This is a genomic window from Kitasatospora sp. NPDC032757, assembly GCF_055579305.1.
Genome location: NZ_JBVINN010000044.1, coordinates 1 through 25,731, shown reverse-complemented (window position 1 = coordinate 25,731; position 25,731 = coordinate 1). Strand labels below are relative to the sequence as shown.

Below are 25,731 nucleotides of genomic sequence, written 5' to 3'. Positions count from 1 at the left end.
ATGAGGTGGCGGCAGCGGAGCCACCCGCCCCCACAGGTCGTCCGGAACAAGATCAGCAGGCGCCCCGACACCTCGCCGACCAAGATCGCCAAGCGCACGGCCTCCGGCTTGGCTCATTCTGAAGCGATCCGACTAAGTGTTATCGCCACCGAGGCCACCGGTCTCCTCTGGTGTCGGCGCACGAGGCGCCGACCGGCGGGACAGCAGGTGCGGTGTCAACAACCGCGGTGCCGCTCCCAGCCGCCGGGCGAAACCAGGGAAGTCCGTCTCCGCTCATGCAATCCATACGTCGCAAGCAGGGAATGGCGGTTGTCGTGACCGTCGGGGTGATAGCAGCCGCGCTGAGCGCATGCGGTCCGGAGGCCGACGAGACGGCCGCAGGCAGGGCCGGTGTCGTGGCAGCAACGGCGACGGGCGCCGGCAACTCGCCGTCCGCAGCCGTCTCCTCGGCGGCGGTCGCGTCGCCTTCGGCACCCGAGCAGGCCGGCGCCACGGCCTCGGCCACCCCGTCCCCGGCTGCGAGCACGGCGACCGCCGGCGCGTCGACCGTGCCGGCCACCAAGGCTCCTTCGAGCCCCACCGCGGCGAAGGCCCCGGGCAAGCCGCCGGCCGGCGCCGCACCGAGCCCCGTCACCAAGGCGCCGACCGCCGGCACAGCGCGACCCGACACCACGGCGCCGCCCAGGACCGTACCGAGCCCCGACACCTCGGCGTCGGACTACTCGGCCGGCAGCGCCGAGGCGCTCTCGCTGCGGCTGATCAACGAGGAACGCGCCCGCAACGGCGTCCCGGCCCTGGTCGTCAAGGCCGACCTGACGGACTTCGCGGTGAAGTGGGCCCAGCACATGCGCGAGACCGGTTTCGCCCACTCGGCGAACGCCTCGGGTGCCGGTCCCAGCCTCACCGGCAGCCGGACGCTGACCGGGGAGTGCATCGTGATGTGGAGCGGCGCCTCCCTGACCGGGCAACAGGCCGCCGAGCAGTTCCAGAAGATGTGGACCGAGTCGCCCGGGCACCACGCGGCACAGATCAACCCCAAGTACAAGGAGATCGGCGTCGGCCTCTTCCACGACTCCACCGGCTGGTGGGGCGTGCACGAATTCGCTGGCTGAAGCCGCCGGGACGGGCCGGCCGGGGTGAGGGCGACGTCCACGGTGCACGATGAACCTGACAGGTCAGCACGGCCACCGAGAACCCGGGGCGGCTGGTACCGGCGGCCCGCCTGGCCAGGGGGGTCAGTCGGCCGGGTAGGTGCGGCCGATCTTGCCCTTCGGGTCGGCCCAGAAGTAGCCGGAGTGGCCGTGGTCGCCCGAGAGGTAGACCCGGATGGACGGGGACCCGTCGAACATGTCGGGGCCGATGATCAGGTAACGGCTTGTCGGGTCAGGGACGTTGAGGAGGTCACCGGCCGCCTTCAGGAGGTCGGGCAGGACGTTCCAGTCGTACGGGGCGAGGTCGACCGGCTTGTCCTTGCCCATGGTGCCGCCGGTACGGCGGGTGATCTTGCCGTCCCGGTAGAAGACCGACCGGGGACAGGGGCCGGCCGGTGCGCTGACCACGGCCGAGCGCGAGGAACTGGCGCGACTGCGCCGCCAGGTCCGCGAGCTGGAGCAGACCGTGGAGGTCCTGGGAAAAGCGACCGTCTTCTTCGCGAATCGCAGGACCCGGTAGCCGCGCGCTACGCGTTCATCGACGTGGAGAAGGCCGGCGAGACGAACCCGGGCGGGTACAGCGTGGCCTTCCTCTGCCGCACGCTGGGGCATCTCCCGGTCCGCCTACTACGCTCACGTGGCCGCACGGCCCGCCCGCCGACGGCGCGACCGGGCCGAGGAGGCGCTGGTGTGGGAGATCCGGGTGCTGCACGCGGGGTCGCGCGGCGCCTACGGCGCTCCCCGGATCCATGCGGCCCTCGTCCGGGCCGGGCGCGTGGTCAATCGCACGCGGGTTGAGCGGCTGATGCGCGTGAACGGCGGGATCACCCGGCGCCGACGGTGAGGCTACCCCGCCAGGCGACGCGGGCGGTGTTCGCCGCGGATCTCATCGGCCGGGACTTCACCGCGCCGAGGCCCGGGATAACGCCGCAGCGGAGAGTTGGTTCGCCCTGCTCAAGGCCGAGATCGGCACGAGCGTGTGGACCACCCGGGCCGAGGCTGGCGCCGACGTCTTCCGTTTCATCGAAGTCGAGTACACCCGCATCAGGCTCCGCAGGCATCCCGAGCTCGGGTACGTCACCCCGCTCGAAACCAGGGCCAGACTGCAGCACGACTTCACCCCCACAGCGTAGAAACCCGCTGTCCAAGATCAGGGGGTAACTTCACAGGACCCGCTCGTACCGGTCGCGGACAGCTTCGGCGATGGCCACCGCCAGCGACGCCTGGGTATGGGGCTCGGGGGTGCGCATCCGCCCCACTACCTGCGGCCCTTCCACCGCTCGCCTCCCGCTCACTCGTCGTCCTGGCCGCCGGGCGCGGCGTCCTCCGTCCTGGCGCGGCTGCGGCGACGGGCCGCCCCGCCCTGTCCGGGGCGAAGACTATCTCCCCGACCGACATCGCAAAATCTATGTCCGCCGGAGTAGACATTGCCGCACACCGTGGTTAGTGTTTCTCTCGTAGACGAGGTCGAGCGGTACCCGCCAGACACGAACTGGCGGGCAGCAGGAAAGAAGTTCGCAGGTCGGCGCGGTTGCAGGGCCCTGAAGCCACGGATGATGCAGTAAGGCGACAGGACCGGTGGCCGGGCCGGGCGGCCCGCAGGTATCAGGGGCCGCCGCCCAGCAGTACCGCAGTTCAAAAGACGCGCCGGGCAGGTGGGCGTGAAGAAGGTGACGCAAAGACGGCGCGGTAGCGGAGTTCCGGAGCCACAGCAGGTGCAGGACGGCGACGGGACTAGCGACCGGGCCGGGCGGCCCGCAGGTATCAGGGGCCACCACCGAGCGGTACCGCAGTTCGGTAAGTGCATTACCAGCAGGTGAAGTTGAGTTGCGCAGTACCGGCAGTCGCAGTACGCGGTATCCCAGTGAAGGCGCCCAAGACTGAGGGCGCGCGTGCTGGGAGTCCGGCAGTGGGGTTCCAAGCCGAGCGGTTGAGCAGGACGGGCGACGGGGCTGGCTGCCGGAACCGGCGGACCACCAGGACCGCCACAGCAGCACCGGGTAGTTGGCACTACCACGCAGTTCGCAGTACCAGCAGCACCGCAGTTCCGAGCAGTTCGCAGTACCCGGCAGTTGGAAGTACCCGCAGTTCGCAGTAATCGGTCAGTACAGAAGATGAACGGAGGGGACAGAGCGCCATCAGGATCGCCCGGCCCGTGAGGCATCACCCGGGCGGATTCCGAAGACCCCAAGGCAAGGACGGTGGTTTCCGGTCACGCATACGCGATCCCCGCACGCCCCCTCCCCCGGGGGCGAGGCGGACATGAGGAAGTCGGCCACAGGCCGGCAGATGGTGTAAAACCCTTCGGGGCCCCGGGAGCCGCAACGGCCCCGGGGCCCCTCAGCGCGTCCCCGGACACAACAACAAGAAGAGGTGCAGTGACCACGGCAACCATCCGACCCCACACCCCCGACGCCGTCAGCTCGTTCGACGATGACGACTACCCCGCCTACACCATGGGCCGCGCCGCCGAGATGACCGGCACCACCCCCGGCTTCCTGCGCTCGCTCGGCGAGCAGGGCCTCATCACCCCCCTGCGCTCCGATGGCGGCCACCGCCGCTACTCCCGCTATCAGCTTCGGATCGCGATGCGCGCCCGCGACCTCGTCGACCAGGGCACCGCCATCGACGCCGCCTGCCGCATCATCATCCTCGAAGACCAACTCGAGGAAGCCCTGCGCATCAACGAGCAGCTCCGCCGCTCCCAACACGGCCAGGAACCCGCCGCCGACACCTGACCCAGCCATCCAGGCCGACGAAACCGGCCCGCGGTGAGCAGCAGGTGCTCACCGCAGGCCGCCCGGGACACGAGCCCCTCGGTTCCGGTTCGCCGGCCGACCGTTCTCCACCGGCCCGGCCGCCCGACACCCTGCTTCACGGCGCGGACCACGCAGACCGCTTCCGCGCAGGGGGATTCCAGGTGCGCCTGAGGCCGCACCGGCCCGGCGCATCCGCTGGTAGGGGCGAAGCGCGCTGGGGGCGGATACCGCGATGGCCGGCGCGTCGGCGCCGACGCGCCGGGCCTAGAAGCTGAGCAGGCCGATGGCGTGGCCGTCGTGGTCCACCACCGGCCACACGGCCAGGCCGCGGGAACGCATGGCGGCGGCCGCAGTGGCGGCGGGCATGTCGGCGGTGGCGAACGGGGCCCGGTCGAGGACGATGTCGCGCACCGGGGTGCGCTCGGTGGACGGGGAGCGGGTCTGGAACGGCGCCAGGTGCAGGCGGGTCAGCAGCCCCGCGCAGCGGCCGTCGTCGTCGCGGACCAGGAGGTGGTCGGCACCGGAGCTCTGCAGGATGTCCATCGCCATGTCGACCATGACGTCGTCGCTGATCTGCAGCTCCGGGCAATTCATGAGGTCGCCGACCGTGGCGGTGGTCGCGGGGCGTTCGAGGGTGATGGTCATGGGCAGACTCCTTCGCGTATCCACCGCCGGGACCGGCGGTAGTCAGGGCACTGGCGGTGGAACGGCCGGCTGGTGCGCCGGATCGGGCCGAGACTGCTCTGCGCTTGGTGCGCGGTGGGGCCCGGGACTGCGGCGGCAGTCCGGTCCCCCACGTACGCGCTAGGCGGCGAGGGCGACGCGGCGGGGTGCCCGGCGCCGGCGGCCGGAGGAGCCCTGGTTGTCGCGGCCCGTGGCGGTTGCGCGGGCGTCGGCTCCCGCGTAGGCGGGGCGGCTGCGGCGGCCGCGGCTCGTGGACGCGCTGCGGCGGGGGCGTTCGACGACGGGGGCCGCGATCACGGTGGGGATGCCGGTGGGCACGCGGGCGCCGGTGATGCGGGCCAGTTCCTCGTCGCCGGCGCTGACCCGGGTGGTGACGGGGGTGATGGCGGCCGTGGTCATCATGCGGGCCATCTCGCGGCGCTGGTTGGGCAGCACCAGCGTGACGACGGTGCCGGACTCCCCCGCGCGGGCGGTGCGCCCGCCGCGGTGCAGGTAGTCCTTGTGGTCGCCCGGCGGGTCCAGGTTGACGACCAGGTCGAGCCCGTCGACGTGGATGCCGCGTGCGGCGACGTTGGTCGCGATCAGCGCGGTGACCTGGCCGTTGCGGAACTGCTCCAGGGTGCGGGTGCGCTGCGGCTGGGACTTGCCGCCGTGCAGGGCCGCGGCCTTCACCCCGTTCGCGAGGAGGTCCTCCACCAGGCGGTCCGCGCCGTGCTTGGTGTCGATGAACATGATCACCCCGCCGTCACGGGAGGCGATGTGGGCGATCGTGGCGTTCTTGTCGAAGTTCTGCACGTGCAGCACGTGGTGCTCCATGGTGCTGACCGCGCCCGCCGACGGGTCGACCGAGTGCGTGACCGGATCCTTCAGGAAGCGCCGCACCAGGCGGTCGACGTTGCGGTCCAGGGTCGCGGAGAACAGCATCGTCTGGCAGCCCTCGGCGACCTGGGCGAGGAGTTCGGTGACCTGCGGCAGGAAGCCCATGTCGGCCATCTGGTCGGCCTCGTCGAGCACCGTGATGCCGACCCCGTCCAGCTGGCAGTCGCCCCGCTGGATCAGGTCCTTGAGACGGCCGGGGGTGGCCACCACGACCTCCGCACCCCGGTTCAGCGCCTGCGCCTGGCGGCCGATCGACACCCCGCCCACCACCGTCGCCATCCGCAGCCGAACCGCGTGGGCGAACGGGGTGAGGGCATCGGTGACCTGCTGTGCGAGCTCACGGGTGGGAACCAGCACCAGGGCCAGCGGCCGGCGCGGCTCGGCCTTCTGCCCGGCGGTCCTGGCCAGCACGGCGAGACCGAACGCGATGGTCTTGCCGGAGCCGGTACGGCCACGTCCGAGGACGTCACGGCCGGCCAGCGAGTTCGGCAGCGTCGCGGCCTGGATCGGGAACGGCGCGGTGACGCCCTGCCGGGTCAGCACCGACAGCAGCGCCTTCGGCATGTCCAGCTCGTCGAACGCCTCGACGGCCGGCAGAGCCGGGGTGGTGCTCACCGGCATCGCGAACTCGCCCTGAACGGACGAGCCCTGACGGGAGATCCGGCTCCCGGCGGGCCGATCACCGTAGAAGGGGCTGCCGCCGGAGCGGGAGGACGCCGAGGAGCGGGAGTTGGCGTTCTGGTACGAGGAGCGACTGGAGCGGTTCATGTGAAACCTTCCTGGGACGGCGCGTCGCAAGGAGGCTCCGCAGCGCGAGGCGCCGGCAGGAAGCCGCAAGGAACGGGCCGAAGCGTGAAGAGCGGGGCGTGGACGGTGAAACCGTGCGGCACGTCACCTCAGGTCGACGCTCACCGCGGAGGGCGGGAGCGAAGATCCTCGAACCGTGGGATGTCACGGCAGGGCGCCGATCCGGACGCGGCGCTGGGCGTCTCGCGTGGGGATGGCCGCCGGTGGCGGAGCCAGGGGGCCTGAACGGCCGGGGAATGCGTGGTGGAGCAATGCCGAGGGGCCCGCACCGGGCATCATGTACGCGGTGCGGGCCCCTCGCTACCAGGCGGGTGCCGTGGCAGAAACTACAGCGGACGAATGTTCTCGGCCTGCGGGCCCTTCTGGCCCTGCGTGACGTCGAACTCGACCTTCTGGCCCTCGAGCAGCTCGCGGAAGCCGTTGGCGTTGATGTTCGAGTAGTGGGCGAACACGTCAGGACCGCCACCCTCCTGCTCGATGAAGCCGAAGCCCTTTTCCGCGTTGAACCACTTCACAGTGCCATTAGCCATAAAGAAATCTCCTTCAAGGGGCTGTCCGAAACCCGCACAGCGCGCGTTTCGAGTCGCCGCGATGAGCACCCACCCGGGGAAGCCGGGAAACAAAAAGGCGCCTGCGAAACATCAGCAGGCGCACACAAAGTTCATGGGAACCACTACTGCAACTAAAACGACTCTAGCAGGCCCCAGCCTGCCACGGGCGGATATTTCACTCCCGGTTCCGCGAGGCCCCTTCCCCGGGGCCGCCGATCGCGAGGCACCGGGACCATCAACACACATGGAGAGCAGCCTCGTTGAACATGCCTCCCGCCCTGTCGGCGCCGCCGACGCCAGGGAGGGAAGGGCGGCCGACGCGGGCGCGGAGCGCCTGCCCTGACCGCGAACAGCGAGGCGCCACGCCCGCCGGCGCCATCCGGGGGCCCGTTGGACAGCGCACGCGGCATTCCTGTCGAACCCCGAAATGGAATGCGCCGGAAGGACCCGCCCCCGCAATTTCCGGTGCATACTGCAGGGAATGACGAAATCTGCAGCAGTCCGCCGCGTCCTGCCCACCAGCCCCTTCAAGGCCCGGATCGAAGCACCGCGCAAGCACTTCGCCGTCGGCGACCGCGTCACTCATGACCAGTACGGCCTCGGCCGGGCCATCGGCGTGGAAGGCGACAGCGACATCGCGGTACTCGTCGACTTCGGATCGCGGCGGGAACGCATCACCCAGCCCTACGCCGCCATGTTCAAACTCTGACCCAGGAATCACGCGTTCTCGGCCGAGCGCGCCGCGCCACGCATGGCGCGGAGACACCGCCGCGCGCAGCAGCAGCTCGGCGCCGCGCTCCTCTTGTCCGCCCCCGCGCAGGCCGGGGTGATCGTCCCGCAGGTCCACCAGGCCGGCATCATCATGGACGACGCAGCCGGCTTCCGCCCGGACCCACCGTCACTGCTTCGGTCTGTGTCCCGACCGCAGGCGAACGGGGGCGCCACCGCTCGGTGGCGCCCCCGTTCTGCCCGCCGCGCGAAGGCCGGACGCCCGGCGTCGCCCGGCCTATATCCACACGCATGCTCGGGCGCCTCATCGTGGACCTCCTCACCGCATCGACGAACAGACCGTCATCGGGGCGGGCATCGGGGCGGCCGCGCTGACCGTGCCCAGCCTGGCCGGCTCACTGCGAGCTGTCCTCGACGACTCTCTCGGCGGAGTGTCCGGGTCAGCTCCGGTCGGGGAGGCGGGGCGTGGGGCGGCCGTTGACGTTCGGGTCTGCGACCGGTGCGCCGGTCGTCGAAGCCGTCGAAGTCGCTGTGGGCGCCGCGGAGTGCTGGAGGGACCGTAGGATGGCCAGCCCCTGGCTGGCGATGCCGGCCGCGATCTGGTTCACCCCATCGGTGCCGTTCAGGACGGTCAGATCGGCGCCCGCCATACCCCGGGCCGCCGCGTCGGCGAGTGCTGGGAGGGCCTCCACGATCCGGTTGGCCGCGATCAGCTCCTGGTTGCCGTCCCGCAGTGACGCCGCGCGGGCGGCGTTGGCGTCCGCCTGGGCCTGGGCCAGGGTCCGTTCGGTGTAGGCGCCGGCGTCGGCCTCGAACTTCACCCGGTCGCGGTCCGCCTCGGCCAGCGTCCGCTTCCGGTAGGCCTCGGCGTCGGCGGGGCGCCGTACCTCCGCCTCCAGCCGCTGCGCCGTGAGCGCCGCATTGCGCTGCGCGAGGGCGGTCTGTTCCTCGGTGACCTCCTGGGTGGCCCGTGCCTCGGCGAGCGGCCCGGCCTGGGCGGCGCGCGCCCTGGACTGCTCGGTCTCCGCGAGGAAGCCGGCCCGCTTGATCGCGGTGTCCCGCTCGTACTCGGCCTTGAGCGCGGCGGCCTGCTGCTCCCGTTCGCTCGCCTCCTGGTCGGCCTTGGCCTGGGCGATCCGGGCCTGACTGGCCACCGCCGCCGCGTGCGGGGCGGCGAGGTTGTTGATGTAGCCGGTGGCGTCCTCGATCTCCTGGATCTGCAGGGCGTCCACCACGATGCCGAGCTTCTCCATCTCGCCGTGACTGCCCGCCATGACTTCCTGGGCGACCCGGCTGCGTTCCCTGATGATCTGCTCCACGGTCAGCCCACCGATGATGGAGCGCAGGTGGCCTGCGAATATCCGTCCGACCAGTTCCTGCATCTGGTTCTGCTCGGACAGGAAGCGCCGGGCCGCGTTGGCGATCGACACGGCGTCGTCGCCGACCTTGAAGACACAGACCGCGCGGACGGTGAGCCGGATGCCCTGCTGGGTGACGCAGTCCTCGGCGATCTCCGCCTCCTGCAGGGCCAGGGACAGCATGCGGGCCTTCTGCTTGACGGGAACGACAAAGCTCCCGTGGCCCGTGACGATCCGGAACTGGGTGTCCTGCGACTGCCGCTTGGAACCGGAGATGAGCATGGCCTCGTTGGGCGCGGGCACGTGCCAGAACAACATGACGAACCACCTGACCTGCAACAGCTCGACGAGGGCCGCGGGGCCGCCGGACTCAGGGCGGCAACGGCTCGACGAGCACCGACCGGGCGGAGATCGTGTCGGTCACGACCACCCGGGTGTTGACCGCGATCGGCCCGGCGGACCAAGCCGCGAACACCTCCGACCCGCCGCGCAGGCCGACCAGCACCTCGCCCGGCCCGTCCGTCGGGATCGGCACCGTCACCCTCCCGACGGCTCCGACCGGGCTCTGCCCGGACTCATCGGCCGCGTACATGACACCCCGTGCCGTGCGACACGACGGCGCAGTGGGCGGCCGAAACACGAACGGCCACGGGCGGCACCCCTCCTGGAGGCACCGGGCCCCCGGTCGAGTCCTTCGGAAAAATGCCTGCGAGCAGCGCGCGCGGCGCGACCGCCCCGACCCCTCCCACGGTACTCCGGCCGCAGCAGGGAGGCGTTTCTCGGGCACCCGGCCCGGATCTCCGACCCGGGAGCCCGGCCCGGAGCCGACCGGGCTCGACTCGGAGGCTGGGCCACCCACCGCCCGGATCGGCGGATTTCCGGGCCACCCGAATGACGTCGACACCGTCGTCAAGGCGGCGGGCGAGCGCTACACAACGCTGCCCCCGTCGTTCGGTGCGTGACCTCCGGCCGCGCCAGGCCCTGCTGCTGACGCCGGCGGCCCCGGCGCGCCGATGGCGTGTGCCTGCGGTCCAGTCGAGTGGGCCTGTCGTACGGTCGAGGTCGCAGACCGGTGTCCACGCTGATCCGGTCCCGGCCCCAGCCCAACTGCCCTCCCCCGGGTGGCTGGGCTTCACTGTGACCGCCGCGGAACCGGGCCTGCCCGGCACTGCCCGCCGGGTGGACCGGGGCGGCCGCACTGCCTCTCGACGGCTCGGCTCGCGCGGGTCGCGGCGGGGGGCGCACACCGGACACATGGCCCGCGCCGACGGCACCGCGAGAACCGATTCCGGCGACGACGCGCCGGAGCTGTGCGACGAGTGCGGGCTGCTGGCCCCAGCGCGGGAACTGGTGGTGCTGCGGGTGCCGGACTCCTCCGCGGTGGACACCGATCCGCGCTTCGACGGCGAGCGGCTGCTGCGCGCGTACTGTGAGCCGGACCTGGTGCGGCTCACCGCCGGTTACCGGCGCCGTCCGTTCGTGGTTGAGGAGCTGTGAGCGGGGCAGATCACCCGGGCGGTGCGTCTGCTCGGCCCGCTGGACGAGAAAGAGATGTACGACCGTGTGGTCGTGATGACCGGCCTCGACGAGGAACAGATGATGCGGGCGGTCGCCTGGCAGGACGGCCACGGCCATTCGTCCGGCGCCGGCCCGGGGTGAGCGGCCCCAGGGCGTGCGCGGTTGCGCGGTCGTGGTGGTCGACCGGTGGCAGTCGGGCCGGGGCTGGTGCCCGCAGGACCGGGCACATTGAGCTGACCTGCGACGCCGTCCGCGCCGACCAGTGTGCAGCTGCGTGGGCGTCCGCTGCTCCGGTCAGACGCCGGAGACCTTGGCGATCTGCCCGACCGCGGCGGTAATGGCCGTGACTCCTCCCCCGGATGAATCCGGGGGGCTTCTCGCTAAGCCGGGTTGGCCTCGCGACGGACCAGCCCGGCCCGTAGAACGTTGATGGCTCCCACCGTGTCGGCGTGCGCGCGGTGGTCGCAGGCGACGCAGTGGAAGGTGTCCTGAGTGGGCCGGTTCTCCGCCGAGATCGCCTCGACGACCTTGTGGTCGAAGGTACCCATCCGGCGGCTCCGGAACGCCGGATAGAGATGGTGCTCCAGCCGAGAGTCGAGGTGGCGCAGTGAGCCGGCACTGAGGTCCCTGTGGCCGGCCTTCCACTCGGTGACGGACCGCCACTCTGTCTGAGGCCCGGTCGAGCGGCCGCCCGTCGGCCGGCCCGGCCGCCGGTCCCGGCCGGGCCCGCTGCTAGCATCCGCGGAGCTCGAACAGTTGATCAAGGCGGACAGGGGCGGGGCAGGATGCAGCACGGCGGAGCCGAGGAGCAGGCGCAGGTGCCGGCACGGCGCCGGAGGATCGTCGTCGGCATCGCCGCCGGGGCGTGCCTGCTGGGGCTGGCGGGCACCGGTGGACTGATCCTCACGTACGGACACGACAGCGCGCCGAGCGGTGCCCCGGCCGGCCTCTCGTCACCTACGCCACCGGCCCCGGCCCCGTCCGTACCGGCGAGCCCCTCGCCGTCGGAGTCCGTTCTGCCGCAGGAGCCGTCGCCCACCGCGTCCGCCGTCGAGGACGCGTCGCCGACCGGGGCTCCCTCGAGCCCGGCGCCGCCCGTTCCCACCCCTCCCGCGGCCGGGCGGGCGACGGCCGCGCAGGGCCGAGCCTCCGCCGCGCCCACCAACTCGCCCGCCGCGGCCAAGCCTTCGCCTCGTGCGTCGGCGAAGGCCAGCCCGGATCTGCCGAACGGCTCGACCATTCCGCCCAGGCCCGAGCCGACGCTGCCGCCACGGCCGGCCGGCTGCCCGCCCGGATACCTCCCGCCGACCTGGGACGGATCCTGCCACCCCCTCGGTCCGGTGATCACGATGCCCCCGATGACCGTCCCGCCGCAGCCGAACGTGCTGCCCAGCACCGTGCCCCGCTGACACCGGCCGCCGTCACCGTCACCGACCGCTGCGACCAGAGCCGGTTGACGGGCCCGTCTGCATCTTCAGTGTGGTGCGCTCTCGTCCGTAGCCCTTCAGTGCGGCTTCCACCGCCGCCGGCAGGCCGTTCAGGAGTGAGGGCCCGTCATGGACGACGTGCCGCACTGCACACGTGCTCCGGCCGCTACGGGGCTTCGGGCCCACCCGTCCGGTGCCCGGCGGGCCCGATGCCCAGCCTGGCGCCGGCCTTGGTCAGCGAGCGCAGGGCCACGAGGAGGAACGCGATGTCGTCCAACAGGACCGGGTCGGGCAGAAGGTCCACGGGACTGACCAGGTAGACGATGGACGCCCAGAACAGCACCTTGTTCGACATCGGGATGCCGGAGGCCACCAGCAGCTTCCTGGCCCGGACCAGCTTGACCACCAGGACGGCCGCAACCGCCAGGCTGGCCGCGACGACTCCCGCGGTCACCCACCAGAACACGCTGCCGTCCACGTGACCACCTCCCGCTCGAACCGGTGCTTGCCCGGGAGCCTGCCCCGTTCTCGGGAGACCGTGCACACCTCCGGACAGACTCAAGCTTCGCATCCGTGGCCAGGGAACCGCGGGTCCGTGCCCGGCCCCACGGCGGCAGGGGCACGCCGCCGGGCCCGGCTGCGGGCCGAAGTCGCCCGACCGCGTCCCGATCTCGGCGATCTCGGCGATCTCGCCGGTGAGCCGCTCCGCGACGCCGGGGAGCAGCTCTACTGTCTTGGCAACGTTCAGGACGCCCTTGCTGAGAGGCGACCGCGGCAACCGGTGGCTGTGCGCGCCGTGCATGACGGCCGTGTCGTCGGCCATCACCTCCCGACACCACCGCAGCCGGCGACGCCGTCACCCGCGCCACCCGGCGCGGGCGGCTCCACCCCTGGGGCAGAGCCCTGCCGATCGTTCGAGTCGTTGATACGACCGTGAGGCGGAGGGGTGATCCGGGCGCTGGGCACCGGACGCCCGGGCCGGGCGCCGCTTCGCGTCACCGCTGGAACGGGCTCGGCTCCCAGGCCTGTCCGCCGATCGGGTAGACGTACAGCGGCCTCCCCTTCACTGCGCTGGTGCGGAACGGCGTACCGTGGCCGAGGCCGATGGGGAGTACCCCCTTCCGGTTGCCGCCGGACCACTCCGGTTCCAGGTACCAGCTCACGTTGTGGGAGGCCGTCTCGGCGGTGACCTCGATGACCTCCGGGTCGCCCTCGCTCACCTTGACCGGCAGGCCGGTACTGCGCTCGGTCACGACCGGACGCGGGCGGGCCGCGTCCAGATCGAGGTCGTAGGGAGTGGACGTCGACGCCTCCGCCGCAGCCCTCCCCCATGGAGTAGGCGTTCCAGGCGAGGGGGGCCGCGATCCGGGCGATCCGGACATTGAGGCCCGACAGCACCACGGCGTCCCTGCCGGCGCCCTGCACCGTGATCTCGATCGGTGGCGACGGCCCCGATGGTGGCCGGCACCGCGGTGGCGACTGGTAGACCCGCCCGCCCGAACCGCCCTGCCGCCCGTACCGCCCTGCCGCCCTGCCGCCCTGCCGCCCTGCCGCCCGTGACGGTCAGTCGCGACCGGCGGCGAAGGGCCCCTCGTCGACGAAGCGGCGCAGGAGGCGGGCGAAGTCCCGGGCGTCGGCCTCCGGCCAGGCCTCCAGCGCGTGCTCGATGCCCATGGCCAGCTGCCGCCTGGTCGCCGCGATGACGGTGCGTCCGTCGTCGGTGAGGGCGAGCAGGGTGGCGCGGCCGTCGGCCGGGTCGGGCCGGCGCTCGACGAGACCGGCCCGTTCGAGGCGGTCGGCGCGGCGGGTAACGGTGGTGCGGTCGAGTCCGACCTCGCGCCCCAGGTCGGCGGCGCTGCACGAGCCGGTGCGGGCCAGGCCGCTGAGGACCGGATAGGTGAGGTCGTCGACCGCCTCCCCCAGCCCCTCGGTCAGCCGGGTGTAGAGGCGTGCGCGGGTGCTCCGTCGCAGGAGCAGTGCGAGGGCGTCGGCGATGTCGTGTCCTGTCGAGTGCTTCACCCCTCCAGATTAGCGTGCGCCGAGCACGCTTATCCGCTACAGTCATAAGCGTGCTCAAGGCACGCAACTCCGCTCCACTCAGGGCGGGACACTCCCGCACGAAGCCGAAGGAATCATCATGAACCGGACCGCCATCCACACCGACATCCGCACCGCCCTGACCGACCTGCTCCTCACCCCCGGTCTCGACCTGGACGAGGCCGCCGACCGCCACTTCGCCCCCGACTACCGCCAGCGCACCGACGGCAGCTGGGCGAACCGCACGGAGTTCCTCGCCCACATCGCCCACCTGCGCACGGTCGTGGCCGGCGGCTCGGTCGAGGTCCACGACGAACTCACCTCCGGCGACCGGTACGCCGACCGCCACACGATGGAGGTCGTCAAGACCGACGGGTCCACCGTCCGCATGGAGGTCTACGTCTTCGCCGAGTTCGCCCCCGACGGTCGCTTCCGCCGCATCGAGGAGACCACCCTTCTGCTCGAAGGCGCCGACAGCGACCGAAACCTCGGCAGCGCCCGCTGAAGCCCCCACCACCCGGCCCGCCCCCACACCCCAGGAGACCTCCCGTGAAGCAGTTGCTGTTCCCCGAGAACCCCCAGTTCTGGTACGAGACTCTGCGCTCGATGAGCCACATCGCCTACGGCGGCGCCGACTTCGGCGAGGTGGTCTCCACCGGCGAGCGCATCAAGGAAGGCGACTACGACAGCTGGCACGACGAATGGCTCGCCACCGCCGACCGGGTGGCCGGCCACGCCCAGCAGGCCCTGGACGGCGGCCACACCATCAGCGCCCGGGACGGCTTCCTGCGGGCCTCCAACTACTACCGCTCCGCCGAGTTCTTCCTCCACGGCCGTCCCTGCGACCCCCGCCACGACCACGCCTACGACCGCAGCGTGGCCTGCTTCCGGGCGGCGGCAGCCCTGTACACCCCCCGCATCGAACCGGTCTCCATCCCCTACGAGGGCACCACCCTGCCCGGCTACCTCTACCGCGCCGACGGCACCGGAACACCCCGCCCCACTCTGATCATGCACAGCGGCTTCGACGGCACCGCCGAGGAACTGCACTTCAGCGGCGCGCTGGCGGCCCTCGAACGCGGCTACACCGTGCTCACCTTCGACGGACCCGGGCAACCGGGACCGCGCCACCACCAGGGCCTCGCCTTCCGCGCCGACTGGGAGAACGTCATCACCCCCGCCGTGGACTTCGCCGAACGCCTCCCGGAGGTCGACAACAGCCGCATCGCGCTGCTGGGTTCCAGCATGGGCGGCCTGCTCGCCCCGAGGGCGGCGGCATTCGAACACCGGCTGGCCGCCCTGATCGCCGTCGACGGCGTCTATGACCTCGGCGCGATATCCACCCGGCACATCCCCGGCGACCGCGCGGAAGCCGAGCAGCGCCTGCGCGCCGGCTCCGACCCCGAGCTCGACGCCCGCTTCCAGCAGATCACCGCCCAGGACGCGACCGCACGGTGGGCGATCAACCACGGCATGTACGTGATGGGCGTCGACACCCCCCGGGCCTTCAGCGCCGCCTACCTCGACTACACCCTCCAGGGCGGCATCGCCGAACAGATCCAATGCCCCACCCTCGTGTGCGACGCCGCCGAGGACGAGTTCTTCAACGGACAGCCCCAGCAGCTCTACGACCACCTCACCTGCCCCAGGACCCTGATGACATTCACCCCCGAGGAGGGAGCCGGCGCCCACTGCCACCCCGGCGCCATGCGCCACACCCTCGCCCGCATCCTCGACTGGCTCGACGACACCCTCACCACCACCCCGTGACCGGTGCGCGGCGCAGCCCGGGACGGTGACCGGGCGGGCAGCGGTGCAAGGAAGTCGACGAGCGGCAGGCACTGGGCGGTGATCACCATGCGGTGATGACCGGTGCGTCAGGTTGGTGCTGCCGCCAGGCCTCGTTGAGGCGCGTCAGCCGGTCGGCGGCGGCGATGCCGCGCAGGAACGCGACCCGGCCGCCGCTGAGCTCGAGCGCCACGGCGCCCACGACCCGGCCCTCGACCACGGCGAGGACGGCCGGGGAGCCGTTGACCAGCGCGACGTGGAAGGCGGGGGCGCCGCCGGCCAGCCGCCGCTTCGCCGGAGTGGGCTTGAAGCCGGCCCGCACGAGGGCGGCGACGCGCTCGGGCGTGCGGTACCGCAGCAGCCGCTTCGCCAGTCCGGCGCCGTCCGAGACCATGGTCACGTCGGCGGTGAGCATCGCCACCAGCCGCTCGGTGCGCCCCGACGTGGCGGCGGCGAGGAACTCCTCGACGACCCGTCGCGCGGCCGCGCGGTCCACCTCGTCGCCGCCGCGGCGTTCGGCGGCGACCCGGCGCCGGGCGCGGTGGACGTGCTGCTGGCTCGCGGACTCGGTGATGCCGAGGATCCCGGCGATCTCGGCATGGGGGTAGGAGAAGGCCTCGCGCAGGACGTAGGCGGCCCGCTCGACCGGCGAGAGGCGCTCCATGAGGGTCAGGACGGCCAGGGACAACGACTCGCGCTGCTCGAAGGTCTCGGCGGGGCCGAGCATCGGGTCGCCCTCGAGGAGGGGCTCGGGCTGCCAGTCCCCGGCGGCGCGCTCATGGCGGGCCTGCGCCGAGCGGAGCCGGTCGAGGCAGAGGTTGGTGACGACCTTGGCCAGCCATGCCTCCGGCACCTCGACGCGTTCCCGGTCCGCGGCCTGCCAGCGCAGGAACGCGTCCTGCACGGCGTCCTCGGCGTCGGCCGCCGAGCCGAGCAGGCGGTATGCCAGCGAGGCCAGCCGGTTCCGGCCGGCCTCGAAGCGATCGATGGCTGCACTGTCCATGCGGAACAACCTATGCGGTGACGCTCGCACCGACCCGGTCGGGCGCGGTGGCCAGGCGGCGCCTGCGAGTCGGCATGCCGAAGGTCGGGTGGGCGATGCTCCAGGCGGACCCCTTGAGCACACCCGACTTGAGCCGCGCGGCGGTCCGGCCGCCCAGGTACCAGGACTTCGACCGGACGTCCCCGTCCACCATCTGGAAGATGGCGTCCCGCCGCCCCAGGCTGATGTGGTTGCCGTAGTACTTCAGCCCGGTGGTCGGGGCCTCACTGCCCGTCAGGCGTGCGGTGATCGCGGCGGTCGCCTGGATGTTGGTGAAGCCGGCCGAGGCACAGGACATCGGCAGCGGCCGACCGTTCTCGCCGATCGCGTACGCGCAGTCACCGGCGGCGTAGACGTCCGGGTGCGAGACCGAGCGCATGGTGCGGTCGACGACGATCTGGCCGGTCGGGGCAACCTCCAGGCCGCTGGCGGCCGCGATGGGGTGCACGGCGAACCCGGCCGCCCACACGGTCACGTCGGCCGGGACGGACCTACCGTCGGCGGTGATCGCCCGGGCCGGCTCGACGGCCTGGACAGTGGTGTGCTCGTGCACGACAACGCCCAGCCGGTCGAAGGCCCGGTGCAGGTGACGGCGGGCCTTCGGGGAGAGCCAGGCGCCCAGCTCGCCGCGGGCGACGAGCGCGACCGAGAAGTCGGGCCGCGACTCGGCGAGCTCGGTGGCGGTCTCGATGCCGGTCAGCCCCTCGCCGACGACCAGCACGGTGCCGCCCGAGCCCAGTTGGGCCAGGCGCTCACGCAGCCGCAGCGCCGAGGACAGGCCGGTCACGTCGAAGGCGTACTCGGCCACGCCGGGGACGCCGTGGTCGGCCACGGAGCTCCCGAGCGCGTAGAGCAGCGTGTCGTACGCGAGCTCGCCCTCGCTGTCCTCGCCGGCCACGGCGACGGTCCTGCGCTCGGGGTCGACGCCGGTGACACGCGCCAGGCGCAGCCGCACCCCGGTGCCCGCGAACACGTCGGCGAGCTTGCGGAACGCGAGGTCCTCGCCGACCGCGAGCTGGTGGAGCCGCATCCGCTCGACGAACTCGGGCGCGGCGTTGACGACGGTGATCTCGGTGTCGGCGGGGGAGAGCCGGCGGGCCAGGTTCCCGGCGGCGAAGGCCCCGGCGTATCCGGCGCCGAGGACGACGATGCGGTGCTTCATGGCGTTGCTCCTGTCTCGTTCGCGTGCCCTTTGAACGAGACGGCGCCCCGATTGCTGACAGAAGCCGGATGTGACGCGGGTCACCCGGCCAGGACGAGCGGCTGGGCCCGCGCCTGTCGCGCTCCACCGGCTCACTTGGACGGCAGCCCGGCCGCGAAGGCAAGCCCGCGGTCGATCCACTCCGCGAGGGTGCCGTCCTCGGCCAAGAAGCTGGGGGCCACGGTGATCCAGCCGGTCATCGGACGGCCGGTGAAACGAACAGCCGGGCGCCAGGCCGGGTGACCACGGAGACCATGTCGAGCAGCCGCCCGGGTTCGTACGCGGCCGCCTGGAGGCTGATGCCTTGCGTCACTCGTGATCGTGCCGCCCGTCCATGGCGTACGCGGCCACCTGCTCCACCGGCTGCGGGATCACCCGCTCGGCCGCGTCTCGTCGACCGGCCTCTCACACCGGCGCGCAGGTCGGTGCAGGACGTCGCGGTGTCCGGCAGGGGTGCGCCTCCGGCTGCCGGGCGGGCACGGTCCTGCACAGTCCACCAGGCGTGGGTGCCCTGGGACAGACCCCGCGGCTGGGGCCATCGGCCGTGCTGGGCGGCCGGCGGCTCCAACCCGGTCCAGGACAACGGCCGCGCGCTCCCCGGCACGGCCGGGATCGCTGCCTTCAGCGGTTTCCGGCAGAACGTCACATACCGTGCCACGTGGGAATGTCGCGGGCTTTCTCGCGCCGGTCACCGTCGACGGGGTTCCCGCCACAGCCCTCGCACATGTCGCTCCCCGCCTCAGGCCATAACGCGCAAGAACTGGGTGGGATCGGACCCGGACTCCAGGAGGCAGAACCTCATGCAGAAGATCACTCGGCTCGCCGTGGCCCTCGCGACCGCGCTCACCGCGGCAGCCGCGGGCGCCCCGTCGACCGCAGCGGCATACGGCAGCGAAGGCGGCCACCCGCGCGGCGGACACCGCGCGGTGTTCGTCCAGACCGACAATCCGGCGGGCAATCAGGTCATCGCCTACCGGCGGGCGGACGACGGGCAGCTCACCCCGGCCGGCAGCTATGACACGAACGGCCTCGGCGGTGTCCTGGCCGGATCGGTCGTCGACCACCTCGCCTCCCAGGGCTCCCTGACCTATGACCCCCGCCACGCCCTCCTGTACGCGGTGAATGCGGGAAGCGACACCGTGTCCGTCTTCTCCGTGAACGGCGACCGGCTCGCGCTGCGCCAGGTGGTGGGCTCCGGCGGCCGCTTCCCCGTCAGCGTCGCCGTGCACGACGACGTTGTGTACGTGCTCAACGCCCTCGATGGCGGCTCGATCCAGGGCTACACCGTCCACAACGGACGCCTCCGGGAAGAGGCCGGCTGGAACCGCGACCTGGGGCTCGACCCGAACGCCACGCCCCAGTTCACCAACACACCAGGGCAGGTCGGCTTCACCGGCGAGGGCTCCCAGCTCGTGGTCACCACCAAGGCGAACGGCAGCAGCCTCCTGGTGTTCAACCTCGACCGCCTCGGCGCTCCCACCGACACCCCCGTGACAACCAGCCTGCCTGGGGCCGTGCCCTTCGCGTTCGTGCCCAACGGCCGGCACGGCCTGTTCCTGGCCGAGGCCGGCACGAACGCCGTCGCGACGTTCACGATCCACCGTGACGGCACCGCCACGCAGGAGGCGTTCGCAGCCACCGGCCAGGCGGCCACCTGCTGGATCGTCGGTGTGCGCGATCTGCTCTACGCCTCCAACGCGGGCAGTTCCACCCTCACCGGCTTGCGCACCGCAGACCGCGGCCGCCGACTGACCGTGCTGGGCAACACGCCCACCGACCCCGGCACCGTGGACGCCGCGGTCTCCACGAACGGGCGCTACCTCTACGCCCAGACCGGCCTCAACGGCATCGTCGACGAGTTCGCGATCAACGACGACGGCTCCCTCACCCGGATCGGCTCCCAGACCGTCCCCGGCGGCGCCGGTGGCGAAGGCATCGTCGCCTTCTGACAGCCCACCGCCCACGGCAGTCGGCGCGGGCCCCCGGTACGCGGCCCGGGCCGACTGCTGCCCGCAGTAGTTCGCCTTGGCCGGCAATCACCGGTCACGGACAGCCACGGCAGGCCTCGCGAACAGCACAGCACAGGCACAGGTCCTCTCCCCGAAAGAGTGTTGTCCTGTCGCCCGGCAGACCCTGGGACTGCCTCCGTCCGCCGAGGCGTCAGTGCCCGGTCGTCCTGGTTCCGCCCACGCTCAGGGCCCCACCGCCGACCTGCTGGCGGCAGTGCACAAGTCGCTCGGTGTCACGCCGAACATGACCACGGTCACCTGTCCTGCCCCCGCCTTTTGCGCCGCCGTCCTGTGCAAGGTCAGCGGTGCGCCAGCGGCCGGGGCAGGGCTGGCCGGTCCGCCCGCCCGCCCGCCGCTGATCGTCGGCTGCAGCGGCAACCGAATAGCGGCAGGGCAACGCCGTCGACCCGACGACTCAGCGCACCGAAGGCCGGCCGCCCTGTCGGCCTGGCGTCGGGAGTGCGTTTCCGGTCGCGCGGCCGGTACGGGTTCAGCGGCCGGTACGGGGTCATTTGTGGGGCGCAGAGCGACATGGCGGGCGTCCTTCGGGCAGGTGGCCGGTGTGGAGCCGGGCCGCCTAAGGTGGAGACAGGGCCCGTTGCTGTCACCGCCCGCAGCCGCCGATTGCGACGGCCCCGGGGCTTGCGTTCGAAGCGGCGGTACTGGCTGTGGCAGGTGCCGGCCTCCTCAGGCCCACGATCCACGCGGACCAGGCCGACGCACGCGGGCCCCCACAAGAAGGAGGTCACGCCATGGCCACCCCGGTCACCCGGGCCGAGATCGAGGCCGACATCAAGGAGACCCTGGGCCTCATCCCTCACTTCTTCACTAGCATCCCCACCGAGCTCCTCGGCCCCGAATGGGAGATCTTCAAGCGCATCGAACTCGGTGAGACGCTGATCCCGAACAAGTACAAGGAACTGATCGGCGTCGGACTGCACGCCGAGACCAAGTGCCGCTACTGCTCCCTCTTCCACGCCGAGGCAGCAAAGCTGTTCGGCGCGACCGACGAGGAGATCCAGGAGGCCGTCCACTACGCCAAGGCCAGCCTGGGCTGGAGCGCCTACATCAATGGGATGCAGGAGGACTACGACCAGTTCAAGGCCGAACTCGACCAGGTCACTGCCTACGTCCGGTCCAAGGCCGTGTGATGGAACTGGAGAGACTGCGGGCGACGGTGCTGCGCGGCACATTCCACACCTACGAGCTCGCCGCCCTGACCGCGGCCGCCCGCTACGTGGTCGAGACCGCGCCAGCCGACATACCCGCCGAGTCGCTCGAACAGCTGGAGCACCTGCTCGCCGACTACGACGAGCAGGTCCGCCACCTCACCGCCCCAGCCGACCGCACTGCGGGCGGGCTGCGGCCCTGACGGCTCCGCCTCACCCTGGCGCTGGCCTGCCCACCGAGGACGCCCCTGGCCGACCTGGCGCGGTCTGCGCGGACCCATCGCACGCGACGCCACCGCGAGGGCGCAGCGGGAGAGGTCGCCTTCACGTAACCTCCGTCGGACGGATCACATCGGCCACACCAGAGCTGCCGATCGTCGAGGGCTGCTCGCACGCCCACGGAGCCCCCTACCAGAGCCGGTCGGCCGGTTCCTGGGGTGTAGCCGGATGCTTCAGCCTCCAGGAGTCCAAGGGCGTCTCCGGCGGCGCAGGCGGCGTCCTGACCATCATGGACCGGGAGGTCACGAGCGGGCCCTCGCCCTCGGCCACCACCGCGCCAGGCTCGCCGCCGAGGTCACCCCGAGCCGAAGCCGTTCGCCACCACCGGGGCCGCCTACAAGTACCCGATGCCCGCCCTGTCCGCCGTCATCGCCCGCCAGCAGCTGCGGCCACTGTTCTGGCGGCGCTGTTCACCACTGATCTCCAGTCACCGCTGCGCCTGGGTGCGCTCCTGCTCGCGGTTGCCACGAGCCGATTCCCGTACCGCTCGTGCCGCTCGTGCCGCCAGGCCCGCCCGCTGTCCGTCAACGCTGCTCCCCCACCCGGAGTTCGGTCGCGATCTGGCGCCGCCCGGAGATCAGCGCCTCGGCCACCACGCCCGCGGTGACCAGGGCCACCAGTCCGAGCACCTGGCGCAGGACCGGCGCCACCGCGGGGTCCAGCCCCGGCGGCACCTCGGCACCGACCAGGACGGAGAGGTCGAACGCCGGCCCGAGCAGCGCCGTCGCGGCCAGGGCCACCAGTCCGCCGCCGACCGCCGCGACGATGGCCTGCGGGACGGCCTCGGCCAGGATCAGGGCGAGGCCCTGCCGCGGGCGCAGGCCCATGGTGCGCAGCCGGGCCAGCAGGGCGACGCGTTCCGGCGCGGTCCGCACCAGCGTCAACAGGATGGCGAGCAGGGAGAACCCGCCGGCGCCGATCACGGAGGCCCAGAACAGGCGGCCGGCCGAGCGCTGGAGCGGGTCGTCGGCGAACTCGGCGGCCAGCGTCCTGCTGGTGCGCACCTGGTAGCCGCTCAGCAGGGCGTCGTCGTCCGCGCCGTCGGCACCGGCCGCCGCTGCCGCCGACGGCGCGGACGGCGCGGACGGCTGCGGCGACACGACCCCGGCCGCGTCGGGCGGCAGGACCGTCCCGGGGTGCTCGCCGAACGTGACCCGCCATCCCACCGGCGGCGCCAGCTCGCGCACCAGCCCCTGCAGCTGCCGCTCGTCGATGTCGCCGACCGCGAACCAGAGGTTGGGCCGGCCCAGCTCGGGCCGCGGGGCGACGGCGGGGCCGGAGGGCAGCACGACGAACTTGCGGTCGTCGCCGACGAGTGCGGGCGTGGCGCCGATCCGGCCGGCGACCGCGGCGTTGAGCTCCCAGCCGTTGGGCAGTCGCAGGCGGTAGCTGCCGGAGGTGAGCTGGTCGCCCAGCGCTGTGCTGAAGAGGGCGGGCACCGACGCGTCGCCCCCGCCGCCCCCGCCGGCGCCGCCGGCGAGCAGCCCCGGGTCGAACCCGCCACGGCCGACGCTCCGGGAGAGCTCGGCATAGGCCGCGGGGCCGACGACCAGGGCGCTCACCCGGGTCGGCGCGACGCCGCTGCCGAGGAGGAACGCCTCGCTCTCCCACCAGACGCTGGTGGCGAGCCGGACGCCGGGCATCGCGCCGGCCGCCTCGGTGAACCGGGTCGGCAGCGTGGTGCCGGTCGGGGCAGCGACGGCCGCGTCCCCGCCGACGACGGCCCGGGCGGCGCGCAGCCGGGCGCCGTCGACGGCGTCCAGGACGGTGGCCCCGAAGCCGGCCGTGGTGACGACGAGGGTGAGTGCGACCATCGGCAGCAGCGAGGGGCCGGTCCGGCCGCTACTGCCGCGAGCGGCGCGGGCCAGGCCGAGGAAGCCGACCAGGCCGGGGCGCCGCCCGGCCGCGCGGGCGAGTGCCCCGACCAGGGCCGGCTGGAGCCGGGCGAGCACGAGGCCGCCGGTGACGGCGAGCAGCAGCGGGGCCGCGACGAGCAGCAGGTCCGGCTCCTGGCCCGCCGGTGCGACGCCGCGCCGGCGGACCTCAAGCACGGCCGCGGCGGTGACGGCCAGCACCAGGAGTTCGCCGACCAGCCGGCGTCCGGTGTTCCGCCGGCGCGGCCGGGACCAGAACAGGGCCGCGCGGGCGGGGAAGCCCAGCAGCGCGACCAGGGTGGCGGCGAGGGCGGCCAGGACGGCCTCGGTCCAGCGCGGCGTCGGCACCAGCACGAGGGCGAGTGCGGTCGCGGCCGCGGCCGCGGGCAGCACGGTCACCGCGCCCTCGCCGAGCAGGCGCCGCAGGACGCCGCCGCGTGAGCCGCCGCGGGCCTGGAGGAGCCGCAGCTCGGCGGTGCGCCGGTCGGTGGTGAGTCCGGCGGCCAGGAAGAGCACCACGGCGCCGACCGCGGCCAGGCCGGCCGGGCCGATCGCGGCGAGCGGCGCGGCGGCGTTCTGCCGGGCGATGGCCTGGTTGAACGCGATGGGCAGCTGGGAGCGGAGGCTGAGGTCGTCCCGGCCGGTGTAGGCGGCCAGCGCGACGGCGCCGGGGCCGGCCACGAAGCCGGTGAGCTCCCGGCCGGTCGCGGGCAGGTCGCGGGCGTGCAGCGCCCCGGTGTCGACGGGCAGCCGCCAGAAGTCGGTGGTGTGGACGCCCCACTGGGCGAGCCGCTCCAGCGCGCCGGCGGCGACGAGGCCATCGGCCTTGAGGGCGACGTGGGGGTTCCCCTCCACGCAGGCGCGGTCGAGGCAGCCGAGGTCGTACCAGTACGGGTCGTGCGGGTCCTTGACGGTGTAGAGGCCGACCACCTCGGCCAGTTCCGGGCCCGGGCCCTCGCCGCCCCGCAGGACGTCGCCGAGCCGGATGCCGATGGTGTCGGCCGCAGCCTTGCTGAGCGCGATCGGCACCGGGCCGTCCTGGCCGCCGGGGCCCGTCGGCCAGCTGCCGGCCACCAGGGTGACCCGGTCGGTGATGCCCTGCAGGTACATCAGGCCGACCCTCGGCTTCAGGCCGTCGGGGCTGGCGTAGCCGGGGTTGGCGATCTCGCGGAACTTGTCGCCGCGCGCCCCGTAGACCGGGCCCGACCCGGCGTACCGGAACGTCTTGCCGTGCCGCGAACCGAGCTTCCGGGCGACCTCGTCGAGGTCGGCGGCGTCGAACCGGTCGTTGGAGGTGGCGACGAGGGTGTTCCAGGCGGGTCCGCGGTCCCTCAGGAACCGGTGCAGCGCGTCGTCCGTCCCCCGGTCGAGGGCGCGCGGGAACGCGGCGGCCAGGAAGACGGTGCCGAACGCGAGGGCCGCCATGAGCAGGGCGGCGAGCGGCGCCGACCGCAGCCGGGTGCGGACCCACGGCGCGGGCCGGAGCCCGGCGGTCGGCCGGGCCCCGCCGGAGCGGGGGGTGCGGGTGTCGGCCGGGGTGGTCACATCTCCTCCACGTGCCGTAGCCGGGCGGCCACGTCTCGACGACGGCGTCCGATCAGGAAGACCGACAACAGGGGTACGGCGGCGATCGCGGCCGCCAGCAGCAGGGACCAGCCGAGCGGCAGGACGACCAGCGCCTCGGGCGTCGGCCGGCGGGCCGCCGGGGTGTGCACCACGAGCGGCACGATCAGCCGGATGATCAGGGAGCCCGGGCCGAGGCCGACCAGACTGCCGAGCAGGACCAGCACGGCCTGCTCGGCCGCGGCGGTGCGGACCAGCCGCCTCCGCGGGGTGCCGAGGGCGAGCAGCGCGGTGAAGTCGGCGGCACGCTCCCGGGCGGAGGCCGCCGCGGCGGCGGCGAAGCCGATCGCGGCCAGGACGGCACCGGCCAGCGGCAGTCGCCCGCGCAGACGGCGCACGACGAAGCCGAGCATCCCGTTCCTCCCCCTGATGACGCCCCGGTCCCCGTACGCCTGCGAGGCCACCCCATCAGGGGCCGGCCAGGGATGAACACCCGTCACGGGCCGAGGTGGTGATCACCGGCGCTTGATCACCGGATAGCGGACGATGCTGTCAGATCCGTACTCAGAACGGAAGGGACTTGCGCGAATCATGTAACTGGTGAGCAAATTCTCCGCATTGAACGTTCTCGCTGACGTGACACACCGTCTGTAAGTCATGAACACAGCACAAATGGCAATCCCTGACCACAGCACCACCGAGCCGAAGAACCGAAGTACTGCACGCGGTGTGGTGTACCAGTTACTTCGTGGCCAGGACGAGGTGCCGGCCCAGGCGCTGCACGACGACGGGTGGCAGGGGAAGCCGCTTAACTGATCGTTTCAGAATGAGTTGAACTGCACTCTTGCGCCTGGCGATCTTGGTCGGCAGGCTGTCCGGGTGCCTGTTGATCTTGTGCCGGATGAC

General features: G+C 72.6%; 27 protein-coding genes. 13 read left to right on the top strand and 14 right to left on the bottom strand.

Annotated features, from left to right (window positions below):
- Window positions 1-302: 302 nt before the first annotated feature.
- Window positions 303-1,112: a CAP domain-containing protein gene (locus ACZ5WK_RS33355; protein WP_465553149.1), complete on the top strand. Its 810-nt coding sequence runs from the start codon at window positions 303-305 to the stop codon at window positions 1,110-1,112.
- 123 nt (window positions 1,113-1,235) lie between these two features.
- Here the strand turns inward: ACZ5WK_RS33355 and ACZ5WK_RS33350 are convergent, their stop codons facing one another.
- The gene (locus tag ACZ5WK_RS33350) at window positions 1,236-1,559 is read right to left on the bottom strand and encodes a hypothetical protein (protein ID WP_465553147.1); all 324 of its coding nucleotides are present in this window, start codon (window positions 1,557-1,559) and stop codon (window positions 1,236-1,238) included.
- A 229-nt stretch (window positions 1,560-1,788) separates the two neighbouring features.
- Between ACZ5WK_RS33350 and ACZ5WK_RS33345 the strand changes: the two genes are divergently transcribed.
- The 3 genes from ACZ5WK_RS33345 (at window position 1,789) to ACZ5WK_RS33335 (ending at window position 3,889) form a co-directional block, all read left to right on the top strand.
- On the top strand, window positions 1,789-1,995 hold the full coding sequence (locus ACZ5WK_RS33345; RefSeq protein ID WP_465553145.1) for an IS3 family transposase: 207 nt from the start codon (window positions 1,789-1,791) through the stop codon (window positions 1,993-1,995).
- Between the two features lie 133 nt (window positions 1,996-2,128).
- Window positions 2,129-2,284 carry a hypothetical protein gene (locus ACZ5WK_RS33340; protein WP_465553143.1) on the top strand — a complete coding sequence of 52 codons (156 nt, stop codon included), beginning with the start codon at window positions 2,129-2,131 and terminating at the stop codon, window positions 2,282-2,284.
- Between the two features lie 1,323 nt (window positions 2,285-3,607).
- Window positions 3,608-3,889: a helix-turn-helix domain-containing protein gene (locus ACZ5WK_RS33335; protein ID WP_465553229.1), complete on the top strand. Its 282-nt coding sequence runs from the start codon at window positions 3,608-3,610 to the stop codon at window positions 3,887-3,889.
- 285 nt (window positions 3,890-4,174) lie between these two features.
- Here ACZ5WK_RS33335 and ACZ5WK_RS33330 read toward each other — a convergent pair whose 3' ends face one another.
- The 3 genes from ACZ5WK_RS33330 to ACZ5WK_RS33320 all read right to left on the bottom strand — a co-directional run bounded on the left by ACZ5WK_RS33330 (window position 4,175) and on the right by ACZ5WK_RS33320 (window position 6,810).
- The gene (locus tag ACZ5WK_RS33330; RefSeq protein WP_465553141.1) at window positions 4,175-4,555 is read right to left on the bottom strand and encodes a CBS domain-containing protein; all 381 of its coding nucleotides are present in this window, start codon (window positions 4,553-4,555) and stop codon (window positions 4,175-4,177) included.
- Window positions 4,556-4,714: 159 nt separating this feature from the next.
- A complete protein-coding gene (locus tag ACZ5WK_RS33325) occupies window positions 4,715-6,241 on the bottom strand; it encodes a DEAD/DEAH box helicase (RefSeq protein WP_465553139.1) in 1,527 nt (508 codons plus the stop codon).
- 365 nt (window positions 6,242-6,606) lie between these two features.
- The gene (locus tag ACZ5WK_RS33320) at window positions 6,607-6,810 is read right to left on the bottom strand and encodes a cold-shock protein (protein WP_030918248.1); all 204 of its coding nucleotides are present in this window, start codon (window positions 6,808-6,810) and stop codon (window positions 6,607-6,609) included.
- Between the two features lie 502 nt (window positions 6,811-7,312).
- On the opposite strand from ACZ5WK_RS33320, the gene ACZ5WK_RS33315 reads away from it, so the two are divergent.
- Window positions 7,313-7,540: a hypothetical protein gene (locus ACZ5WK_RS33315; RefSeq protein WP_209415310.1), complete on the top strand. Its 228-nt coding sequence runs from the start codon at window positions 7,313-7,315 to the stop codon at window positions 7,538-7,540.
- Window positions 7,541-8,000: 460 nt separating this feature from the next.
- On the opposite strand, the gene ACZ5WK_RS33310 is transcribed toward ACZ5WK_RS33315, so the two are convergent.
- Window positions 8,001-9,236, bottom strand: coding sequence for an SPFH domain-containing protein (locus ACZ5WK_RS33310; protein ID WP_465553136.1), 1,236 nt, complete (start codon window positions 9,234-9,236; stop codon window positions 8,001-8,003).
- 52 nt (window positions 9,237-9,288) lie between these two features.
- Entirely contained in the window at window positions 9,289-9,453 is a 165-nt protein-coding gene (locus ACZ5WK_RS33305; protein ID WP_465553134.1) for a hypothetical protein, read from the bottom strand.
- Between the two features lie 719 nt (window positions 9,454-10,172).
- Between ACZ5WK_RS33305 and ACZ5WK_RS33300 the strand changes: the two genes are divergently transcribed.
- Window positions 10,173-10,415: a hypothetical protein gene (locus tag ACZ5WK_RS33300; protein ID WP_465553132.1), complete on the top strand. Its 243-nt coding sequence runs from the start codon at window positions 10,173-10,175 to the stop codon at window positions 10,413-10,415.
- 21 nt (window positions 10,416-10,436) lie between these two features.
- The gene (locus tag ACZ5WK_RS33295; RefSeq protein ID WP_354642928.1) at window positions 10,437-10,577 is read left to right on the top strand and encodes a hypothetical protein; all 141 of its coding nucleotides are present in this window, start codon (window positions 10,437-10,439) and stop codon (window positions 10,575-10,577) included.
- Window positions 10,578-10,816: 239 nt separating this feature from the next.
- On the opposite strand, the gene ACZ5WK_RS33290 is transcribed toward ACZ5WK_RS33295, so the two are convergent.
- From ACZ5WK_RS33290 to ACZ5WK_RS33275, 4 genes are all read right to left on the bottom strand, one after another.
- Window positions 10,817-10,984 (bottom strand): hypothetical protein, encoded by a 168-nt coding sequence (locus tag ACZ5WK_RS33290; protein ID WP_465553130.1) that lies wholly within the window; start codon window positions 10,982-10,984, stop codon window positions 10,817-10,819.
- Between the two features lie 1,045 nt (window positions 10,985-12,029).
- Window positions 12,030-12,341: a DUF1232 domain-containing protein gene (locus tag ACZ5WK_RS33285; RefSeq protein WP_465553128.1), complete on the bottom strand. Its 312-nt coding sequence runs from the start codon at window positions 12,339-12,341 to the stop codon at window positions 12,030-12,032.
- A 517-nt stretch (window positions 12,342-12,858) separates the two neighbouring features.
- Window positions 12,859-13,116 (bottom strand): hypothetical protein, encoded by a 258-nt coding sequence (locus tag ACZ5WK_RS33280; protein WP_465553126.1) that lies wholly within the window; start codon window positions 13,114-13,116, stop codon window positions 12,859-12,861.
- A gap of 310 nt (window positions 13,117-13,426) precedes the next feature.
- On the bottom strand, window positions 13,427-13,882 hold the full coding sequence (locus ACZ5WK_RS33275) for a MarR family winged helix-turn-helix transcriptional regulator (protein ID WP_465553124.1): 456 nt from the start codon (window positions 13,880-13,882) through the stop codon (window positions 13,427-13,429).
- A 118-nt stretch (window positions 13,883-14,000) separates the two neighbouring features.
- Between ACZ5WK_RS33275 and ACZ5WK_RS33270 the strand changes: the two genes are divergently transcribed.
- Together ACZ5WK_RS33270 and ACZ5WK_RS33265 are read left to right on the top strand one after the other, a co-directional pair.
- Window positions 14,001-14,405: a nuclear transport factor 2 family protein gene (locus ACZ5WK_RS33270; RefSeq protein ID WP_465553122.1), complete on the top strand. Its 405-nt coding sequence runs from the start codon at window positions 14,001-14,003 to the stop codon at window positions 14,403-14,405.
- A 44-nt stretch (window positions 14,406-14,449) separates the two neighbouring features.
- Window positions 14,450-15,670 carry an alpha/beta hydrolase family protein gene (locus tag ACZ5WK_RS33265; RefSeq protein WP_465553120.1) on the top strand — a complete coding sequence of 407 codons (1,221 nt, stop codon included), beginning with the start codon at window positions 14,450-14,452 and terminating at the stop codon, window positions 15,668-15,670.
- Between the two features lie 82 nt (window positions 15,671-15,752).
- Here ACZ5WK_RS33265 and ACZ5WK_RS33260 read toward each other — a convergent pair whose 3' ends face one another.
- Both ACZ5WK_RS33260 and ACZ5WK_RS33255 read right to left on the bottom strand, forming a co-directional pair.
- The gene (locus tag ACZ5WK_RS33260; protein ID WP_465553118.1) at window positions 15,753-16,691 is read right to left on the bottom strand and encodes a sigma-70 family RNA polymerase sigma factor; all 939 of its coding nucleotides are present in this window, start codon (window positions 16,689-16,691) and stop codon (window positions 15,753-15,755) included.
- A 10-nt stretch (window positions 16,692-16,701) separates the two neighbouring features.
- A complete protein-coding gene (locus ACZ5WK_RS33255; protein ID WP_465553116.1) occupies window positions 16,702-17,892 on the bottom strand; it encodes an NAD(P)/FAD-dependent oxidoreductase in 1,191 nt (396 codons plus the stop codon).
- An 839-nt stretch (window positions 17,893-18,731) separates the two neighbouring features.
- On the opposite strand from ACZ5WK_RS33255, the gene ACZ5WK_RS33250 reads away from it, so the two are divergent.
- From ACZ5WK_RS33250 to ACZ5WK_RS33235, 4 genes are all read left to right on the top strand, one after another.
- Entirely contained in the window at window positions 18,732-19,880 is a 1,149-nt protein-coding gene (locus ACZ5WK_RS33250) for a lactonase family protein (RefSeq protein ID WP_465553114.1), read from the top strand.
- An 812-nt stretch (window positions 19,881-20,692) separates the two neighbouring features.
- Window positions 20,693-21,091, top strand: coding sequence for a carboxymuconolactone decarboxylase family protein (locus ACZ5WK_RS33245; protein WP_465553112.1), 399 nt, complete (start codon window positions 20,693-20,695; stop codon window positions 21,089-21,091).
- A complete protein-coding gene (locus tag ACZ5WK_RS33240; protein WP_465553110.1) occupies window positions 21,091-21,312 on the top strand; it encodes a hypothetical protein in 222 nt (73 codons plus the stop codon). Before ACZ5WK_RS33245 ends, ACZ5WK_RS33240 begins: the two co-directional genes overlap by 1 nt.
- The gene (locus ACZ5WK_RS33235) at window positions 21,309-21,995 is read left to right on the top strand and encodes a DegT/DnrJ/EryC1/StrS family aminotransferase (protein WP_465553227.1); all 687 of its coding nucleotides are present in this window, start codon (window positions 21,309-21,311) and stop codon (window positions 21,993-21,995) included. The genes ACZ5WK_RS33240 and ACZ5WK_RS33235 overlap by 4 nt, the downstream gene beginning before the upstream one ends.
- On the opposite strand, the gene ACZ5WK_RS33230 is transcribed toward ACZ5WK_RS33235, so the two are convergent.
- Together ACZ5WK_RS33230 and ACZ5WK_RS33225 are read right to left on the bottom strand one after the other, a co-directional pair.
- Complete coding sequence (locus tag ACZ5WK_RS33230) at window positions 21,913-24,807, bottom strand: hypothetical protein (RefSeq protein ID WP_465553108.1); 2,895 nt, start codon at window positions 24,805-24,807, stop codon at window positions 21,913-21,915. The genes ACZ5WK_RS33235 and ACZ5WK_RS33230 overlap by 83 nt on opposite strands.
- Window positions 24,804-25,238 (bottom strand): FtsX-like permease family protein, encoded by a 435-nt coding sequence (locus ACZ5WK_RS33225; RefSeq protein WP_465553106.1) that lies wholly within the window; start codon window positions 25,236-25,238, stop codon window positions 24,804-24,806. The genes ACZ5WK_RS33230 and ACZ5WK_RS33225 overlap by 4 nt, the downstream gene beginning before the upstream one ends.
- Window positions 25,239-25,731 lie beyond the last annotated feature (493 nt).

Bases quoted from the DNA above. Each gene is read 5' to 3' on its own strand.
- ACZ5WK_RS33245 (WP_465553112.1), top strand. From the start codon at position 20,693: ATGGCCACCCCGGTCACCCGGGCCGAGATCGAGGCCGACATCAAGGAG.
- ACZ5WK_RS33310 (WP_465553136.1), bottom strand. From the start codon at position 9,236: ATGTTGTTCTGGCACGTGCCCGCGCCCAACGAGGCCATGCTCATCTCC.
- ACZ5WK_RS33250 (WP_465553114.1), top strand. From the start codon at position 18,732: ATGCAGAAGATCACTCGGCTCGCCGTGGCCCTCGCGACCGCGCTCACC.
- ACZ5WK_RS33240 (WP_465553110.1), top strand. From the start codon at position 21,091: ATGGAACTGGAGAGACTGCGGGCGACGGTGCTGCGCGGCACATTCCAC.
- ACZ5WK_RS33315 (WP_209415310.1), top strand. From the start codon at position 7,313: ATGACGAAATCTGCAGCAGTCCGCCGCGTCCTGCCCACCAGCCCCTTC.
- ACZ5WK_RS33335 (WP_465553229.1), top strand. From the start codon at position 3,608: ATGGGCCGCGCCGCCGAGATGACCGGCACCACCCCCGGCTTCCTGCGC.
- ACZ5WK_RS33330 (WP_465553141.1), bottom strand. From the start codon at position 4,555: ATGACCATCACCCTCGAACGCCCCGCGACCACCGCCACGGTCGGCGAC.
- ACZ5WK_RS33355 (WP_465553149.1), top strand. From the start codon at position 303: ATGGCGGTTGTCGTGACCGTCGGGGTGATAGCAGCCGCGCTGAGCGCA.
- ACZ5WK_RS33325 (WP_465553139.1), bottom strand. From the start codon at position 6,241: ATGAACCGCTCCAGTCGCTCCTCGTACCAGAACGCCAACTCCCGCTCC.
- ACZ5WK_RS33300 (WP_465553132.1), top strand. From the start codon at position 10,173: ATGGCCCGCGCCGACGGCACCGCGAGAACCGATTCCGGCGACGACGCG.
- ACZ5WK_RS33320 (WP_030918248.1), bottom strand. From the start codon at position 6,810: ATGGCTAATGGCACTGTGAAGTGGTTCAACGCGGAAAAGGGCTTCGGC.
- ACZ5WK_RS33255 (WP_465553116.1), bottom strand. From the start codon at position 17,892: ATGAAGCACCGCATCGTCGTCCTCGGCGCCGGATACGCCGGGGCCTTC.
- ACZ5WK_RS33260 (WP_465553118.1), bottom strand. From the start codon at position 16,691: ATGGACAGTGCAGCCATCGATCGCTTCGAGGCCGGCCGGAACCGGCTG.
- ACZ5WK_RS33225 (WP_465553106.1), bottom strand. From the start codon at position 25,238: ATGCTCGGCTTCGTCGTGCGCCGTCTGCGCGGGCGACTGCCGCTGGCC.
- ACZ5WK_RS33270 (WP_465553122.1), top strand. From the start codon at position 14,001: ATGAACCGGACCGCCATCCACACCGACATCCGCACCGCCCTGACCGAC.
- ACZ5WK_RS33290 (WP_465553130.1), bottom strand. From the start codon at position 10,984: ATGGGTACCTTCGACCACAAGGTCGTCGAGGCGATCTCGGCGGAGAAC.